We start from the raw sequence: 18,328 nt of genomic DNA, 5'->3' as shown, positions 1-18,328 counted from the left end.
GCGAATCTGTAAAATAGGTGTGCAATTTCAGGAAGTGAAAATTTTTGGCTTAAAAATTGGTTACAGAAAAATCAACCAATTACTAATCTAAAATCAACCAATCAAAATGTTAAAAAAATCTTTCAAATTTCTAGGCTGGATACTCTTCGGATTTTTCACTTTCCTTGCTTTGTACATTTCATCTGTTTTGATTATTTCCAGAATCACAGTGAATTCAGATATTGCTCAAGTTGATGAACAAGATGCTATTCCAATTTACATTCTTTCAAATGGAGTTCACACTGACATTGTAGTTCCCATTAAAAATGAAATTAAAGACTGGCGAAATCAAATTCAATTCAGCCAAACTCAATCTAAAGATTCTTTAATGAATTATATTGCTTTTGGTTGGGGCGACAAAGGCTTTTATTTGGAAACTCCAGAGTGGTCAGATTTAAAAGCAAGTACAGCATTCAAAGCTGCTTTTGGTGTTAGCTCATCAGCTATGCATACAACATTTTTTAAACAATTGAGAGAAGGCGACGACTGCAAACGGATTCTGGTTTCAAAAGAAAATTATCAAAATTTAGTCAATTATATTTCTAACAGTTTCACAGATCCAATTCATCCACAATGGATTGAAGGTCATAGCTACGGAAAAAAAGATGCTTTTTATGAAGCAAAAGGAAGTTACAGCCTTTTTAATACCTGCAATACTTGGGCAAATAGTGCGCTAAAAGCCGCCAATCAAAAGGCGAGTTTGTGGACAGTTTATGATAAAGGGATTTTTTGTCATTATAAATAATTCTGCTATGAAAAAGATAGTTTTAATTTTAGTGATAATAGCACTCAGCATTTCCTGTAAAAAAGCAGATGCAGCAGCAGAATGCGTAGAAGGTTGTGCCGTTTTTTATTTTGAAAATCCGCAACCTGATAATGATGCTGAGTTGGATCATTTTCCGAATAAATTTAGAGGATTATATGTCAATAACGATTCGACTTTTATCAGAATTGATGAAGATAGAATTCTTGAAGAATACTTTTATAAATTCAAAATTCATAAGCTTAAATTAGATTCACTAAAAGCTGATTGTGATATTGTTGATGGCAAATTAATGGTAAAGGATACAAAATATTGCTATGACATGTTTCCAAAAGGAGATTCGATAGAGTTAGTTCAAAAAAATATCGATACGCTATTTAGGTTTTCTCTTTATCAAAAAGCAAAGCGCATTGACGGACAATTAATTTTGAGCAGAAAAGATTCAATATTTTGGAAAATTCGATTTGTTTCGCTTGATAAAAATATACTCAAATTTAAAAATATTTATGATCTAAAAGACTTGAAAAAGCTTGATTCTGTAACTAAAATAAAAGCAAAAAAGCTTGATTCTATTTCTTATTTAATGAAACCAGCAAGAAGCGAATTTAAAAAGATATTCAAAATTAAACATTTAGGATACGATCAGGAATATAAAAAGGTATCTAAATAAACATGGTAAAAATATAAAATTCGGTTAAAAATCAAGAATTTAAAATTTTTCAAGATTGCGTAAATTTGAGAGAATATCAAAAAATAAGCAAATGAAAAATCAAAATATATTTTCAAAATCTTGGTATTTATTAAAAACCACATTTTTCGAATTCAATGATGATAATGCCATAAAATTAAGTGCGGCGTTATCCTATTACACCATTTTTGCTTTGCCTCCTTTATTAATAATTATCATTACTATTTGTGGCGTCTTTTTTGGGGAAGAGGCAGTCACAGGTCAATTATACGGCCAGATAAATAGATTGGTAGGAAATAATGCTGCAGTACAGATTCAGGAGGCAATCAAGAATGTTCAATTATCAGACAGTAATGTTTTTGTAACTGTTTTTGGAGTTATCATGCTATTAGTTGGGGCTTCAGGAGTTTTTGCAGAAATTCAGAGTTCAATAAATTACATTTGGGGATTAAGAGCAAAGCCCAATAAAGGGTTGAAAAAATTCATTCAAAATCGTATCATGTCGTTTTCAATGATTGTTACAGTTGGATTTTTAATGCTCGTTAGTTTAATGGTAAATGCCACGCTTGATGTGATGAACGAGCGTTTGAAAATGTATTTACCAGATAGTACTGTTTATCTGTTTTATGTCATTAATTTAGTAATCGTTTTTGCAAGCATTACATTGCTTTTCGCGATTATATTCCGAACTTTACCTGACGGAATTATCAAATGGAAAGACGCTTTTATTGGCGCTTCATGCACGGCAATTTTGTTTATGATTGGTAAATTTGCAATCGGACTTTATTTAGGGAATTCAACAATTGCAAGTGTTTATGGTGCGGCAGGTTCTGTAATTATAATATTGGTCTGGGTGTATTATTCGGCTATTATTTTGTATTTTGGAGCAGAATTTACAAAAGTTTACGCAAAAGCTTTTGGCGGAAGTATTTCACCAAATGACTATTCCGTAGAAATACAAAAAGAGATTTTTGAAATCGAAAGTGTCTAAAAAAAACAAAAATACCACGATATGAAAATAATAGCCTTTGGAGGAAGCAACAGTACACAGTCAATCAATAAACGTTTGGCAACCTACGCATCAAGTTTATTTGATAATGCAGATGTTGAAGTTTTAGATTTGAATGATTTTGCAATGCCGGTTTTTAGTGTTGATCTTGAAAAAGAAGTAGGACAACACAAAGTCGCGCAAGCATTTTTAAACAAACTCAAAGAAGCTGATATTTTGGTTGTTTCAATGGCAGAAAATAATGGAAATTATTCAGTTGCTTTCAAAAATGTTTTTGATTGGAGTTCCCGAATCGAAAAAGATGTTTTTCAGCATAAACCAATGTTATTGTTGGCAACTTCTCCAGGAGGAAGAGGTGGAAGTTCTGTTTTAGGAATTGCCCAAAATCTTTTTCCTCGTTATGGCGCAGAAATTAAAGGAAGTTTCTCATTACCAGCATTTGGCTCGAATTTTGATTTACAGGAAAATAAAATATCTAATGTTGAGTTAGATAATGAACTGAAAAACATTATTAAATCAAATTTCTAAATGCCACCAAAAAAGATTGCTTTTATTTTCCTTTTTCTAAATGTTATTTTACTGAATTCTACTTTTGCACAAAAAAATACTGAAGTGGATAAAATTGTTGCAAAGTATCCAAAAAGCTTTGCCAGTACCGAGAAGTTAGCTGATAAAATTGAAGGAGATTTTTCATCTGATTATGATCGTGCACGAGCAATTTATAGCTGGATAGCTTTCAATATAAAATATGATTTCAACGCTTTTTTGAATCCACCGAGAACACAAGGTTTCAGTTATTCTTCTGAAGCAGAAAAGCAACGAAAAATAAAACAGATTAATGATAATCTGATTCAAAAAACTTTTACTTCTAAAAAAGCGGTTTGTGAAGGTTTTACAGCTTTATATCAGCATTTGGCTTCATTAATGGGGATAAAATGTGAAATTATTCGCGGAGATTCTAAAATTTCCGTAAGAGATATTGGCCGTAAAACAACTTCTTCAAACCATGCATGGAATATGGTTTTAATTGATAAAAAATGGCGTTTGGTTGATGTTACTTGGGGACAGGGTTATTATGACAGCAGTAAAGGCCGAATGGTAAATGATTTTTCTCCAATTTACTTTGATACAGATCCTGATTATTTCTTTGCGAAACATTTTCCCGATTCAGGAACTTTTTTAGGAGATGGATTAAGTAAAGATGATTTTTTGAATGGGCCATTGATTTATAATAAAACCATAGAAAACGATTATCGAATCAAAACTCCGGATTCTGGAATAATAGAAGCCAAGAGAGGTGATAAAATTACTTTTGAGATTAAAAATGTCTCAAAATCAAATCAGGTTTTTTATTTGAATAAAAGAAACCAGCCTGTAAAAATTCAAAATGCGAAGGAAAAACGTGGAGGTTTAGAATTTCAGATTCTTTATGATACTAATGTAGGCGAATACATTACCATTTTTGTAGACACAAACAGCATTGTATCTTTTAAAATTATTTCCAAATAATTAAATATGTTCCTTGTTGGGATTTTCTTCTTTTATTGAATTGGCGTATCTTAGCAATTCAAGATTTGAACTAATATGCCATGGAAACAACTTTTTTGAAGTCGATCTTAGACAATGATTTCTATAAATTTACGATGCAGCATGCCGTAATTAGGCTTTTTCCGAAGGCAAAAGTTCGTTATGGATTTATAAATCGTGGGAAACATGTTTTTCCTGATGGCTTCGCAGATTTACTTAGAAAGTCTGTAGATGAAATGGCTGATCTTCGTTTAACAAAAGAAGAAAAAAATTATCTGTCGCATTATTGTCCTTATCTCGATCCAACTTATTTAGATTTTCTGCAAGGCTATAGTTACGATCCATCTGAAGTTCAAATCAGTCAGGAAGGCTCAGAAATAAAAGTTACTGTTGAAGGTTTTTGGTACAGAACTATTTTATGGGAAGTACCGTTAATGGCTTTGATTTCGGAACTTTTTTATAAATCAAATCATTTAATTCGACTAAATGACGAAGCGATTAAAAAGCTCACTAAAGATAAAATTGATAATTATAATAAATTAGGTGTTTCTATTTTAGAATTTGGAACAAGACGCCGTCATTCTTATGATGTACATGTTTTAGTCAATGAAACTTTACAGGAAAATGGCGGACAAAGCTTTATTGGAACAAGCAATGTGCATTTTGCAATGGTTAATAATAGAAGACCTTTGGGCACGCACGCGCACGAATGGTTTATGTTTCATGCGGCGCAATATGGCTTTAAAATGGCCAATTTGATAAGTCTCGAACACTGGACACAAGTGTACGGAGGAGATCTCGGAATTGCCCTTACAGATACTTATACTACAGAAGTATTCTTCAATCAATTTGATAAAAAATATTCCAAACTTTTTGACGGGGTTCGTCATGATAGCGGTGACCCGATAGAATTTGCCCAAAAAGTGATTTCGCATTATACAAAAATGGGAATCGATCCAAAATCGAAAGCGATTGTTTTTTCAGATTCTTTAAATTACGATAAAGTAAAAATGATAGTTGATTTCTGTCATGATAAAATCAAAATGTCTTTCGGAATTGGAACAAATTTCACAAATGATGTTGGTCTTCCTGCCATGAATATGGTGATAAAATTAACCGATACAAAACCTGATAATACACATTGGCAAGGTGTTGTAAAACTTTCTGACGAAAAAAATAAAAACACGGGAACGCCTGAAATGATTGCGCTAGCAAAAGAAGTGCTTGGAATCAAATAGTATTTTTTTGTTTCATCGCTTCTTTTTTATATTTTTAACGGTTGTATTTTTTTAAAATCAATTTAAATAGATTGAAAAACTGTTATTATTCGTAACAAAAGAAAAAATACGCTTTCATTTTTTGCCGATAAATGGTACATTAGCCAAAAATCCAATTCACCTTATGCTAGAGCAAAATCAATATACCGAAGATAATATCCGATCACTCGACTGGAAAGAACATATCCGTATGCGTCCGGGAATGTACATCGGAAAATTGGGAGATGGTTCTTCTCCAGATGATGGTATTTATATTCTTTTAAAAGAGGTTTTAGATAACTGTATCGACGAGTTCGTAATGGGCTCCGGAAAAACTATTGAAGTGACTATCAAAGATAAAACGGTTTCTGTTCGTGATTACGGACGTGGAATTCCGTTAGGGAAAGTTGTTGATGTAGTTTCGAAAATGAATACAGGTGGAAAGTACGATTCTAAAGCTTTCCAGAAATCAGTTGGTTTGAACGGTGTCGGAACAAAAGCGGTAAATGCACTTTCGAATTATTTCCGTGTAGAATCGGTTCGTGATGACAAACAGAAAGGAGCAGAGTTTTCTGCCGGAAATTTGGTTTTAGAAGAAGATATTGTTGATACAACAAAACGCAAAGGAACAAAAGTAACTTTTACGCCAGATGAAACGATTTTCAAAAACTATAAATTCCGTTTAGAATATGTAATCAAAATGGTCAAAAACTATTGTTATTTGAACAATGGTTTGACTATTATTTTCAACGGAGAAAAATATTATTCTGAGAACGGACTTCGTGATTTATTAGAAGAAACAATTAGCGAAGAAGATTTAGAATATCCAATTATTCATTTAAAAGACCATGATATCGAGGTTGCGTTAACACACAGTAAAACGCAATATAGTGAAGAATATCACTCTTTTGTGAATGGTCAGAATACAACGCAGGGAGGAACGCACTTAGCGGCCTATCGTGAAGCCGTTGTAAAAACAATCCGTGAGTTTTACAATAAGAATTTCGAAGCATCAGATGTTCGTAAATCGATTGTGAGTGCGATTAGCATTAAAGTAATGGAACCAGTTTTTGAGTCTCAGACCAAAACAAAATTAGGTTCTACCGATATGGGTTCAGATGATGGAACGCCAGCGGTTTCTGTTCGTACTTTCGTAAACGATTTTATCAAGACCAAATTAGATAATTACCTGCATAAAAATCCAGCAACTTCGGAAGCCTTATTACGTAAAATTCTTCAGGCAGAACGCGAGCGTAAGGAATTATCAGGAATTAGAAAACTGGCAACAGATCGTGCTAAGAAAGCGAATCTTCACAATAAAAAATTAAGAGACTGCCGTGCGCATCTTCCAGATACCAAAAACCCAAGAAACTTAGAAAGTACGCTTTTTATTACCGAGGGAGATTCGGCTTCCGGATCGATTACAAAGTCACGAGACGTAAATACTCAAGCGGTTTTCAGTTTGCGTGGTAAACCTTTGAATTCATACGGAATGACCAAGAAAATTGTGTATGAAAACGAAGAATTCAACTTACTTCAAGCGGCATTAGATATTGAAGATGGATTAGAAAAATTACGTTACAACAACATCGTAATCGCAACCGATGCCGATGTCGATGGAATGCACATTCGTTTGCTTTTAATCACTTTCTTTTTACAGTTTTTCCCTGAGTTAATCAAAGAAGGACATTTGTATATTTTGCAAACGCCACTTTTCAGGGTTCGAAACAAAAAAGAAACGATTTATTGTTATTCTGAAGATGAAAGAAAAGACGCGATTGAAAAACTAAAACCAAAACCAGAAATCACCCGATTTAAAGGTTTAGGAGAGATTTCTCCAGATGAGTTTAAAAACTTTATTGGAGATACCATTCGCCTTGATCCGGTTATGATGGATAAACATACTTCAATTGAGCAATTGCTATCTTTCTATATGGGTAAAAATACTCCGGACAGACAAGAGTTTATTATCAAGAATTTGAAGGTGGAGATTGATGAGCTTGAGGAAGCTTAACAATTGAAAGAATTATAGAAGAATTTTTTAGTAGTTATACTGAACAAAATATATGAAAGACGAAGAAGACGATAACATAATTCCAAACGACGAGGAGAATAACTCAGATGAAAATCAATTTGATGAAAATCAAGATGATTCAGATGAGATTATAAATTTAGATGCAAAACATTTCGAAGGAGCACATTTTTACGAAAATCAGGAAGAAGAAGGAGAGGACGTTATTACCAAAGTAACGGGAATGTACAAAGACTGGTTTTTGGATTATGCTTCGTATGTAATTCTAGAACGTGCAGTTCCTGCTATCGAGGACGGATTTAAACCAGTTCAGCGTCGTATTATGCACTCTTTAAAAGAGCTGGATGATGGTCGTTATAATAAAGTTGCCAATGTTGTTGGTCACACCATGCAGTATCACCCACACGGAGATGCGAGTATTGGTGATGCAATGGTTCAGATTGGTCAAAAAGATTTATTGATTGACTGCCAGGGAAACTGGGGAAATATCTTAACGGGTGATGGAGCTGCAGCTTCGCGTTATATTGAGGCACGTTTATCTAAATTTGCTTTGGAGGTTTTGTATTCTCCAAAAATTACAGATTGGGGTGTTTCGTATGATGGCCGTCGTGCAGAACCAAACAATCTTCCGGTAAAATTTCCATTGCTTTTGGCACAAGGAGCAGAAGGTATTGCAGTTGGACTTTCGACAAAAGTTTTGCCTCATAACTTCAATGAATTAATTGACGCTTCTATCAAGATTTTAAAAGGAAAACCTTTTACATTATATCCTGATTTTATGACACAAGGTATTGCTGATGTGTCAAATTATAATGACGGATTGCGTGGCGGACGTGTGCGTGTACGTGCTAAAATTTCACAATTAGACAAAAATACACTGGTAATTACGCAGATTCCGTTTTCGACCAATACATCGAGTTTAATTGATAGTATTTTGAAAGCCAATGAAAAAGGTAAAATCAAAATCAAGAAAATTGAAGACAATACCGCTGCTGATGTTGAAATCTTAATTCATCTTTTTCCAGGCGTTTCTCCAGATAAAACAATTGATGCTTTATTTGCTTTTACTGCCTGCGAGACGTCTGTTGCGCCTTTAGGTTGTGTTATCGAAGACAATAAACCATTGTTCATTGGAGTTTCTGAAATGTTGAAAATTTCAACGCACAGAACGGTTGATTTGCTTCGTCAGGAATTAGAAATTCAGTTAGAAGAATTAAAAAATAAGTGGCATTTCTCTACATTAGAAAAAATCTTCATTCGTGAAGAAATGTATATTGATTTCAAATTATACGGAGATAGAGAATCACTTTACAAATATTTATACGATCGTTTTGAGCCTTTCAAAAAATCATTCGTCAGAGAAATTACCGACGATGATTTACAGCGTTTGACTCAAATTCCAATGATTCGTATTACGCGTTTCGACTCTGATAAAGCCGATGAATTGATTTCAAGGTTAGAAGAAGAAATGAAAGAAGTAGAGCATAATCTGGAACATTTAACCGATTTTGCAATTGCTTATTTTACAAAATTAAAAGAGAAATACGGAAAAGGCCGTGAACGTCAAACAGAACTTCGTGTTTTTGATAATGTTGAAGCAACAAAAGTAGTTTTAAGAAACACAAAACTTTACGTAAACCGTGAAGAAGGTTTTGTCGGAACGAGCTTAAAGAAAGACGAATATGTAGGCGATTGTTCTGATATTGATGATGTTATCGTGTTTTTACGAGACGGAACATTGATGATTACAAAAGTTGATGCCAAAACTTTTATTGGAAAAGACATTATACACGCCGCCGTTTTCGATAAAAACGATAAACGTACTATTTATAATATGATGTATCGTGATGGAAAATCGGGACCATCTTATATAAAACGTTTTAATGTTACTGGTGTAACACGTGATAAAGCTTACGATTTAACAAATGGAACAAATGGTTCTCAAGTGGTTTATTTTTCACATAATCCAAATGGAGAAGCTGAGGTTGTAACTATTTTACTGCGTCAGGTTGGAACTATTAAAAAGCTTAAATTTGATATTGACTTCGCTAAATTAGCGATTAAAGGTCGTGCATCTAAAGGAAATTTGGTTACTAAATATCCAATCAAGAAAATCGAATTAAAAGAAAAAGGAATTTCAACTTTACTACCAAGAAAAGTTTGGTTTGATGATACTGTAAAACGTTTAAATGTTGATGCGAGAGGTGAATTGTTAGGTGAATTTAAACCAAGCGATAAAATCTTAGTAATTAGCCAAAGTGGTAAGCTAAAAGTTATTATTCCGGAATTATCGACTCACTTTGAGGAAGATATGATTGTTTTGGAAAAATGGAAACCTAAAAAACCGATCTCAGCCATTTATTACGATGGAGAAAAAGAGCGTTATTTCTTAAAACGTTTCCTAGTTGAAAATGAAGGAAAAGAAGAAAGCTTTATTACAGATCATCCAAATTCGCAATTAGAAATTGTATCTACAGATTATCGTCCTGTTGCGCAATTGGTTTTTGCGAAAGTAAAAGGTGTTCAAAAAGAAGATCTTCACATTGATGTAGAAGACTTTATAGCCGTAAAAGGTTTTAAAGCTTTAGGAAATCAATTAACAACTGATAAATTAAAACAAGTGAATTTGTTAGACCCGCTTCCTTATGAAGAGCCAGTCGAAGAAATTCCTGAAAAACCAGAAGTATCAGAAGATGATCCTGTGGAAACAGAACTAGATGACGACGGACAAATAGGTTTGGTTTTAGACTAAAATAGAAAACGCTAAGATTAATTTCTTAGCGTTTTTTGTATAAGTGATTTAGAGAATTAATTTTCAATGATTGAAATGATTTCTTCCTTAATCCATTTAACTTCATTGTTTTCAATACTAACAGAAATGATATCTCCGTCTTTTACTTCTCCAGAAATTATTTTTTTTGCGAGAGGTCTTCGTAAATGCGTTCTAATAATACTTTTAATGGGTCTTGCTCCATATTTGGCATTATAACCATTTTCGGCGAGATAAAGTTTCACTTCCATTGGAATTTCAACTTGGATATTAATGTTTTTCAATAAATCAGTAAACTCTTTTTTAAGATGGGTCTCGAAGATCTTCAATGCATTTTCTTTACTGATAGGAGCAAAAGGCACTATTTCAGTCAAACGTCCCAAAAATTCAGGCCTGAAATAATTTCCCATAATCTCCATTAAAGAATTTGAAGTCGGAATTTCACCCTTATTGAAAGTATCAACAATATGATCTGCACCAATATTCGAGGTAAAAAGTATGATTGCGTTTGAGAAATCGCCTTCTTTTCCTAAGCGGTCATGAAGTTTTCCTTCATCCATTATTTGCAAGAAAATATCAAAAATAGAAGGGTGTGCTTTTTCAATTTCATCAAATAAAACAATTGAATAGGGCTTTTGTCTGATCTTGTTTACTAGCAAGCTGCCCTGCTCATATCCGACATAGCCAGGAGGCGCCCCTAAGAGATGGAAACTTCCTTCGATCCAGTTGTGGCCATGATGCTGAATGCATTATCGTATGAACTCGAAAAAGTAGCACACGAACTCGAGGATTCAAAAACACGTGTAGTCGAAAGAGTTTTAGAAATTATGTTTCCGGAAGTTACTTCAGCTGCAAAGCCAGCAAGAGCAATTTTGCATGCTTTGCCAATAGAAAATAATATAAAAGTTTCTTTGCAAAACCAAATGCTAACAAACAGGAGAATTCATAATATTTACAATCCGTTGGCGCCTATTACAAAGGAGATTGCTCTTGCACCAACTTTGGAAGTAAAGTTATCCGCCTGTGAAGTTAAATATATTGCATACGAGAGAAGTTTATATCAAATATCGAATCTTTTTTATAAAGATGAGGTTAGAAATTACAATCACACTTTGCCATCTGGAGAGATTGTTTTAGGAATAGAATTAAGCAATACTGATGTATTGGAATTGGAAGATTTGATGTTTTACATTGATATCAAAAATACACATCAGAAGGAAATGTTTCATTACTATTTAAAACAAATGAAATGTTTTCATGATGATAAAGAAATAAAAGTAGAGGAAGGTTATAATGTATCTCTTAATAATATTGATATTGAGAGTATTATCAATCGGAATTATGCTAATTTGAGCGAAATCATGCAGGAGGTAAATGAATATTACTTTGATAATTTTTATACTTTAAAAGGAATTTTAAAATATAAAAACATAAATGAATATACCACAGAATATAAACATTTTGACTATGCAGCTAATAAAGACGGTAATTCGATTATTTGGCTAAAAATGATATTTCTAGAATCATTGACTCCGCAAATTATTGATAACGTTTCTTTTACCGCAAATTGTTTTCCTGCAATTAATAAAAAGAAGCATGTTTTTATCAAGACGCTTGATACTTTTCTGTCGTATGTTGCTTTAGATACTAAAAATGATATTTTTCTGGATATTGATTCAGTCGTCGATGGATTACATAAACATTATGAGATAAAAGAATTTAAAGATGGTATTCTTGAAGAAGGAAATGCGGTGTTGAGAACTGGAGGAGTTTCAAGATTTGATTCTCGAAGTGCTTCGGAATTATTGCAGAACTTATTAGATCTCTTGAAAGATGAAAGTTCCTCATTTGCGGGCTTAGGAAAGGACTTTATGAACAGTTCACTGGTGCAAATCAACCAACTTTTAGCATCGGTTTCTCAACAAGCAAAGGAAAGCAGTTTTTCTAAAAATAATGATCCTTACTTGATGATTAAGCCTACAGCAGAAGATTCGGCAGGAAAATCATTTACGATTACTTATTGGTCAACTTGTGCTGAAGAAGGAAATGATATAAAAGCTGGAACTGTTTTAGAATCTAAAGATGATTTATTTTTCATTGGAAAAACGGTTACTTTAATGACAAATACCGTTGGCGGTTTAAACAAACAGAATAATAAAGATAGAATACTGGCTTACAGAAATGCATTATTAACCAGAGGCCGAATTGTAACTTTTGCAGATATTAAAGCATTTGGATTTAATCATTTTAAAAATTCGATAGAAGATATTAAAATTGAAAAAGGAACACGCAAAGAAATCTCTATGAAAGCAGGTTTCAGCCGAACAGTTGACATTTATATTAGGACAAATACGGAAGAAAAGCAGCATTTATCTAATTCAGAATGGGATTATTTGTGTGATAGCTTCATGAGAAATTTGAAAAATAGATCATCAAATGTATTTCCGTATCGATTATTTATAGATAATTGAAATTGAGAAAAACGTTTTCTATTTAAAAAGATAATTCAAATTGATCTTTTTTTTCTCTTTCAGTTTTTTTACAATTTTCAGGAAAGCGATTGCTGTAATATACGCGTCGCCCAACGCCGTGTGACGATCTTTTTTAGAAATATCAAATTTATCTGCAAGATCGTCTAAAGTATAATGATCTTTTCTTTCGAATAAATGAGATTTGATTAATGTCTTTTTGTATAAAATTGCTGTATCTAATCTTTTGTTGGTTAGTTCTGGTAAACCGTTTCTTTCTAGCGCTTTATTAATCATTGTAACATCAAAAATAGTATGATGTGCAATAATAACAGAATCGCCTAAAAAAGATAAAAACTGTTGTAAAGCTTCTAATTCCGTTGGACGCTGAATTACAAATGCTTTTAAAATACCATGAATTTGAGCCGTTGATTTATCATAATGGTCTTGTTCGATATAGACTTCAAGACTATTTTGTACAGATATAATTCCGTTTTGTAAAATTAGTGCTCCAATGCATAAAATTCGATCATTTTCATAGTCAAAACCAGTTGTTTCAGTATCTAAAACTACAAATCTTGTTTCTTCAATCGTAGTATTTTCATCAAATAGATTTTCTTCTTTTTTCCAAAAATTAAATAAACTCATAATTAGACCAGATTTGAGATATTAAAACGAACCGAAATAAGCTCTTGAAGTTCTTTAATAGTTTTGAAAGTACGTTTCAGCTTAATTTTTTCCATTTTAGTTAAAGATTCTAATTCGATAAATTGTCCAGAATCATGATGTAGAAGTCCTTGTTTCGTTCTAAATTTTAATAACGCTTTAAAGGAATAAGAACATGATAAATACAATTCTCGGTTATTAGGTTCAAGTTCAGCCAGTTTTTCAAAACGTTCTGCAGTGTTACTGATTCCTTTTATTGAATGTGATAAAATCAAAACACGCGCAGCATCTGTTAAAGGCATTAAAGCTCTTCTTTTAATATCAAAATTATCTTTATTGGCACCATCTTGTTCAACCAAAAATTGCCTGAAGAATCCAGTAGGAGAAGGGCTTTGCAAAGCTCCACTCACCAAATGCATGTAAAAAATCGGATTGGCTTTTACATCTTCAAAAATAGAATCTGATAACTGATTTACAATTTCTGAATCGCCATAAGTTTTACTATAATCAAAGAAAATGAATGAAAGCAAAACTTCATTTTTCCCCGGATTTGTAATCCAGTGATGTACCTGGTTTTTCCATTCATCAAGACTCATGCACCATTTTGGACTTGAAGCCATCATATCGGCCGGACAATAATCATAACCGATATCAAAAAGTCCTTTGTTGACTAGAGAGGCAAATTTCAAAAAATAAATTCTCGTTTCATCTCTAAAAACTTCTGAGACATTTTCATAAACAATTGCATTATCCTGATCGGTGTGAAGCATTTGTTCTCCACGACCTTGACTTCCCAACGCAAGCCAGGCAAATTTTACCGGCGGCGGACTGCTCATTTTTTCTAAACAAATCTCAATTACACGAGTGGTGCAGGCTTCATTCAATTCAGTTATGATTTTTGAAATCAAAGTCATCGGAATATTTTGGTCTAAATATCCCTGAAGCAATTGCATGATGCGGTTTCTAATTGGTTTTATTTCCTTTGTTTTTTTAGCTCTTTTTAATGCTTTTATTAAAACGGCAGGATTATTTCCCAGCGCGACCATTACATCATGTTTGGATAAAATCCCAACAGCTTTTGTATTGACCGTACCATCTTTTGTTAGACATAAATGACTGATATTACTTTTCATCATTGCCATTTGCGCCTCTGTAACCGTCATTTTTTTAGGATACGTAATAACGGGTTTTGTCATTATGGTTTCGGCGGTTGTCATAATAGAATATTCGCCAGTAACTATTTTGTTTCGAAGATCTTTATCTGTCAAAATACCAATCGGAAGCATTTCATCAACAATCAAAATGGCTCCGACTTTCTTTTTATTCATAATCTTAGCAACTTCCTTAACCGTTGTTGACGGACTGCAGGTCACAATTTTTTTTGAATATTTTATAGGAGTTAAATCAAATGAATCATTATTAGAATGTCTGTTTTCATTTAATAAATCATCATCGCCATACAATTTATCTTTATGAATATCTGAATATGGATTTCTTGTATTCGAAGCATAACTTTCGATTAAGAAATTTCCAACATTTCTGTTTTCAAGTGCGTAAGGTTTAAAAACTGCAATCGGAATTGCATATAAAATTGTTTCTTCATGTGCCACAGCTTCCATGATGTAATTTTCCTGTGCCAAAAGCGGACGTAATCCAAAAATGTCGCCTTCATCGCACATGTCCAGAACCGTATTTTTAGTGCTTTTTTTCAAAGCAATAGCTCCTTTGTGAACCACATAAAATGAATCGTGAGTTTTATCATTTTCTGCAAAAATCACCGCGTCTTTTTCTTTATAAATAATAGAAATCTGTTCCGATAATTTTTCTAGATCCATTTGATGAAGAAAATTAAACGGCGGAAAGCTCTTTAAAAAGTCGGCAACTCTTTGCGAAATGGTATTTTTCATTTTACTAGATTTAGGTTCTAATGTACTATTTAAAATAGAAATGTAAAAGAAACATTTTTATTTTTTGAGGTGCAAAGAAACAAAGGAACAAAGGTTCAAAGGTTTTTTGTTCGTACGATAATGAAGTGACAAAAAAAAAGCTCCTAAAAGGAGCTTTGTATATTTTAAATACAGTTTTAATCAACTTTAAAAACTTTACCGCGCTGTTTTTCTTCAGAACCAACCAATCCAAACTCAAAAGTATAAGAATCTTTCGAAGTCGTTAAAATTTTCATGCTGATTGCTTTTTCCTCAGCCATGTTTTTTGGATGTTTTTTCTGCAAAACATATTCACAATCACTTACCCAGCGAATTGTTGCTGTATCTGTTTTTCCTTCAAAAGTCTCGATTTCAATACTGTCTTTTCGCTCAAAGAAAGTTGTTTTTTTAACTCCATTGACTTCGGTTTCAAATTTGAACTTTCCGGTTTTGAAATCTTTGCAATTGTGTTCGGCGTTATAGCAAGATACTAAAGCCAGAAAAGGAAATAAGAATATAATTTTTTTCATTTTGAATTAAGTTGTTTTTTAGGAGCTAATCCTGCTGTCCGCTAAATCTTTTCCTTGCTAAAGAAGCAAGAAAAAGGATACCACTTCCATCAGGGCTAGGGCTCTAGTTTTCAAGAGCTCTTTTTTAATTAAAGAACAAGAAGAAAATTACAAGAGTTATAAAAGTTAGAAAAAGCAAATTCCGTTTTTTGTTTTTAGAACTCTGCTCTTCAGTTAAATTTGTCTTGCAGAATTTAATTAAGATCCACCAACATGTGCCACCAAAATTTGCATAATATTCTATCATTTCAATCTTTTTAATTCATCATCGGTAAAGTTCTTGATTTCTTTTTCTTTGGCAAACTTTTCAGCATTATAATTTCCTGATTTATTCTTCGGAATCGATAAACTTTCCCAAGAACTATTTTTTAGTTGTTTAGCATAAAATACAATTTGTCCAACATGATAAGGATAATGTGCCAATTGTCTGTTTATTGCTTCAATAACCGTGTGACCTTCATTTCGGATATAAATAATATCCGAAAGTTGTTCTGGGTTTAAACTTTCCAAAGCATTTTCTAAGCAATCCCAACCTTTTTTCCAGATTTCTAAAACTTCTTCTTTTGATTGCAAATCATTTTCAAATTCTGCATCGCGGTTTCGCCATTCTTTTTCGCCATCAGAAGTTAAAAAATCAGTCCAACGCGAAAGCATATTTCCTGAAATATGTTTTATAATTGTAGCAATACTGTTGGTGTCTTCATTTGTTTCGGCAAAAAGTTGTTCAGGTTCTAGTTGAGCTATCGCTTTTTCGCCCAACATTTTATAGTATAAAAACTGTTTTTTTGCACTTTCTAAATAAGAGGAATCGGCACTCATAATTATACAATTTTAATATCATATTTATCTAAAAGTCCTTCGATTCCCTGAGTCGAAAATTGTGCTTTTTTCATTGGGTTGAACTCAGGATCGATTTTGTAATTGTAAGCCGTTTTAAAATTTACTCCGGCCAATTGCGTTTCGTTAAAAATAGCACCGTCGAGATCACAATTATCAAAAAGCGAACTTGTTAAATTAGTTCCAATGAAAGTTACTTCGCGCACTGAAGAATTGATAAACTTGGTTTTAGGCATTTTTTTGTTCGAAAACAAAGCATAATCCAAAACACATTCTTCAAAATGAACCTGAAACAAAAAATCATCACATTCATTAAAAGCAATTCCAAGAAGTTTGCAGTTTCTAAAAGTGACGTTTTTTAAACTCGTTCCTGCTAAACCTGTCATCGATAAATTGCAGTCAATGAATTCGCAGTCAAGAAAAGTGTTAGAATTAAAATTACTATTCGAAAAATCGCAGTTTTTAAAAACACAATCTTCAAATTCACGATTGTTGATTTTTTTACTGATGTAAACAACCTTTTCGAATGTTTTTTGAATATGGATTATATCTTCCATGAATGTTTTTTTAAATATTTCATTTATTAGTCATTAAATAAACCTTTCATGATAGTTTTCAATCCATAAAAAATCAAAAACATCGAACTTAAGCAAGCCACAATTCCAATTCCTAAAACAAGATAATGCCAATTTGTATGCTGATTCTGAAAAGCATTATAAATCAGTGATGGACCAATAAACATTAGAGGCAATGCGCCTGTTAAATATTTAATTCCTTTTCCTAGTAATTGTTTGTTTGTTGCCATCTTTTTTGTTTCAAGTTTAAGGTTTCAAGTTTTTAAATTATCTGAAACAAAACTTTTTTTATTTATTATAATTGTCAACAGCATTTCTTACGCTGCCATATTTTTTTAATAATTCTGAAGCTTCTTCATATGAAACCGGAATTTCTTCCATAATCATTTTTACGCCGCGATCAACCAATTTTACATTGCTCAATTGCATGTCGACCATTTTATTTCCTCTAACTTTTCCAAGTTGAATCATTGCTGCTGTCGAAATCATGTTTAAAACTAATTTCTGAGCAGTTCCGGCTTTCATTCTGGAGCTTCCTGTAATAAATTCTGGCCCCACTACTACTTCAATAGGGAATTGAGCAGTCAATGCCAGCGGACTTCCTGCATTACACGTAATGCAACCTGTCACAATATTATTTTGATTGCAAGTTTCTAAACCACTAATAACATAAGGTGTTGTTCCAGATGCTGCAATACCGATTACAACGTCATTAGAGTCAATTTTATATTTCTGAAGATCAATCCATGCGTTTGTTGTACTATCTTCAGCGTTTTCTACTGCACGTCTTATGGCTGTATCGCCGCCAGCAATAATTCCGTTTACTAAATCAAAAGGAACCCCAAATGTTGGAGGACATTCTGAAGCATCAACAACGCCAAGTCTCCCGGAAGTTCCTGCTCCAATATAAAACAATCTGCCTCCCAGTTTTAATTTTGCAACTATTTGCGGAATCAAAGCTTCTATTTGAGGTAGGGCTTTTTCTACTGCATAAGGAACAGTTTTGTCTTCTTCATTAATATTGATGAGCAGTTCCTGAACTGACATTTGTTCTAAATGCTGGTATTTTGAGGCTTGTTCTGTTGTTTTTGTAAATGTCATTTTATCGTTATTTAGACTGGTCAAAATTAATATTTTTTTCTCTCAATCTCGAAATTTAGATTGCAAAGTCACAAAGATTTAAAGTTTTGTTTAGGAAGTTGCG

The 18,328-nt window shown here is 32.9% G+C and carries 16 protein-coding genes and 1 pseudogene; 9 read left to right on the top strand and 8 right to left on the bottom strand.

Annotated elements, in window-relative coordinates:
* Nucleotides 1–106: 106 nt before the first annotated feature.
* The 8 genes from FN795_RS04220 (at nt 107) to FN795_RS04185 (ending at nt 10,066) form a co-directional block, all read left to right on the top strand.
* Nucleotides 107–784, top strand: a complete 678-nt coding sequence (locus tag FN795_RS04220) for a TIGR02117 family protein (RefSeq protein ID WP_142449517.1) — start codon at nt 107–109, stop codon at nt 782–784.
* A gap of 7 nt (nt 785–791) precedes the next feature.
* Nucleotides 792–1,472 (top strand): hypothetical protein, encoded by a 681-nt coding sequence (locus FN795_RS04215; protein WP_142449516.1) that lies wholly within the window; start codon nt 792–794, stop codon nt 1,470–1,472.
* Between the two features lie 91 nt (nt 1,473–1,563).
* Complete coding sequence (locus tag FN795_RS04210) at nt 1,564–2,481, top strand: YihY/virulence factor BrkB family protein (protein ID WP_142449515.1); 918 nt, start codon at nt 1,564–1,566, stop codon at nt 2,479–2,481.
* Between the two features lie 21 nt (nt 2,482–2,502).
* Nucleotides 2,503–3,027 carry an NADPH-dependent FMN reductase gene (locus tag FN795_RS04205; RefSeq protein ID WP_142449514.1) on the top strand — a complete coding sequence of 175 codons (525 nt, stop codon included), beginning with the start codon at nt 2,503–2,505 and terminating at the stop codon, nt 3,025–3,027.
* The gene (locus FN795_RS04200; protein WP_142449513.1) at nt 3,028–4,008 is read left to right on the top strand and encodes a transglutaminase domain-containing protein; all 981 of its coding nucleotides are present in this window, start codon (nt 3,028–3,030) and stop codon (nt 4,006–4,008) included.
* Between the two features lie 80 nt (nt 4,009–4,088).
* Nucleotides 4,089–5,264: a nicotinate phosphoribosyltransferase gene (gene pncB, locus FN795_RS04195; RefSeq protein ID WP_142449512.1), complete on the top strand. Its 1,176-nt coding sequence runs from the start codon at nt 4,089–4,091 to the stop codon at nt 5,262–5,264.
* 163 nt (nt 5,265–5,427) lie between these two features.
* Nucleotides 5,428–7,296 (top strand): DNA topoisomerase IV subunit B, encoded by a 1,869-nt coding sequence (locus FN795_RS04190; RefSeq protein ID WP_142449511.1) that lies wholly within the window; start codon nt 5,428–5,430, stop codon nt 7,294–7,296.
* Nucleotides 7,297–7,348: 52 nt separating this feature from the next.
* Nucleotides 7,349–10,066 (top strand): DNA gyrase/topoisomerase IV subunit A, encoded by a 2,718-nt coding sequence (locus FN795_RS04185; protein ID WP_142449510.1) that lies wholly within the window; start codon nt 7,349–7,351, stop codon nt 10,064–10,066.
* A 56-nt stretch (nt 10,067–10,122) separates the two neighbouring features.
* Here FN795_RS04185 and FN795_RS04180 read toward each other — a convergent pair.
* Nucleotides 10,123–10,788, bottom strand: a pseudogene (locus tag FN795_RS04180) (AAA family ATPase); the annotation flags it as partial.
* On the opposite strand from FN795_RS04180, the gene FN795_RS04175 reads away from it, so the two are divergent.
* Entirely contained in the window at nt 10,789–12,555 is a 1,767-nt protein-coding gene (locus tag FN795_RS04175) for a type VI secretion system baseplate subunit TssF (RefSeq protein ID WP_167498049.1), read from the top strand.
* An 18-nt stretch (nt 12,556–12,573) separates the two neighbouring features.
* Here FN795_RS04175 and FN795_RS04170 read toward each other — a convergent pair whose 3' ends face one another.
* The 7 genes from FN795_RS04170 to murQ all read right to left on the bottom strand — a co-directional run bounded on the left by FN795_RS04170 (nt 12,574) and on the right by murQ (nt 18,225).
* Nucleotides 12,574–13,200, bottom strand: coding sequence for a 3'-5' exonuclease (locus FN795_RS04170; protein WP_142449509.1), 627 nt, complete (start codon nt 13,198–13,200; stop codon nt 12,574–12,576).
* A gap of 2 nt (nt 13,201–13,202) precedes the next feature.
* Nucleotides 13,203–15,125, bottom strand: a complete 1,923-nt coding sequence (locus FN795_RS04165) for a DUF294 nucleotidyltransferase-like domain-containing protein (protein ID WP_142449508.1) — start codon at nt 15,123–15,125, stop codon at nt 13,203–13,205.
* A 176-nt stretch (nt 15,126–15,301) separates the two neighbouring features.
* The gene (locus FN795_RS04160; protein ID WP_142449507.1) at nt 15,302–15,673 is read right to left on the bottom strand and encodes a DNA topoisomerase IV; all 372 of its coding nucleotides are present in this window, start codon (nt 15,671–15,673) and stop codon (nt 15,302–15,304) included.
* A gap of 282 nt (nt 15,674–15,955) precedes the next feature.
* Entirely contained in the window at nt 15,956–16,531 is a 576-nt protein-coding gene (locus FN795_RS04155; protein WP_142449506.1) for a DinB family protein, read from the bottom strand.
* 2 nt (nt 16,532–16,533) lie between these two features.
* Nucleotides 16,534–17,106: a pentapeptide repeat-containing protein gene (locus FN795_RS04150; RefSeq protein ID WP_142449505.1), complete on the bottom strand. Its 573-nt coding sequence runs from the start codon at nt 17,104–17,106 to the stop codon at nt 16,534–16,536.
* Nucleotides 17,107–17,132: 26 nt separating this feature from the next.
* A complete protein-coding gene (locus tag FN795_RS04145; RefSeq protein ID WP_142449504.1) occupies nt 17,133–17,354 on the bottom strand; it encodes a DUF6095 family protein in 222 nt (73 codons plus the stop codon).
* A gap of 58 nt (nt 17,355–17,412) precedes the next feature.
* Nucleotides 17,413–18,225: an N-acetylmuramic acid 6-phosphate etherase gene (gene murQ, locus FN795_RS04140; RefSeq protein ID WP_142449503.1), complete on the bottom strand. Its 813-nt coding sequence runs from the start codon at nt 18,223–18,225 to the stop codon at nt 17,413–17,415.
* Between the last annotated feature and the right edge of the window lie 103 nt (nt 18,226–18,328).

This window comes from Flavobacterium resistens, from assembly GCF_900182645.1.
Lineage (GTDB): Bacteria > Bacteroidota > Bacteroidia > Flavobacteriales > Flavobacteriaceae > Flavobacterium > Flavobacterium resistens.
Note: the sequence above shows the minus strand (reverse complement) of the source record. Positions and strands in the feature narration are given on the sequence as shown.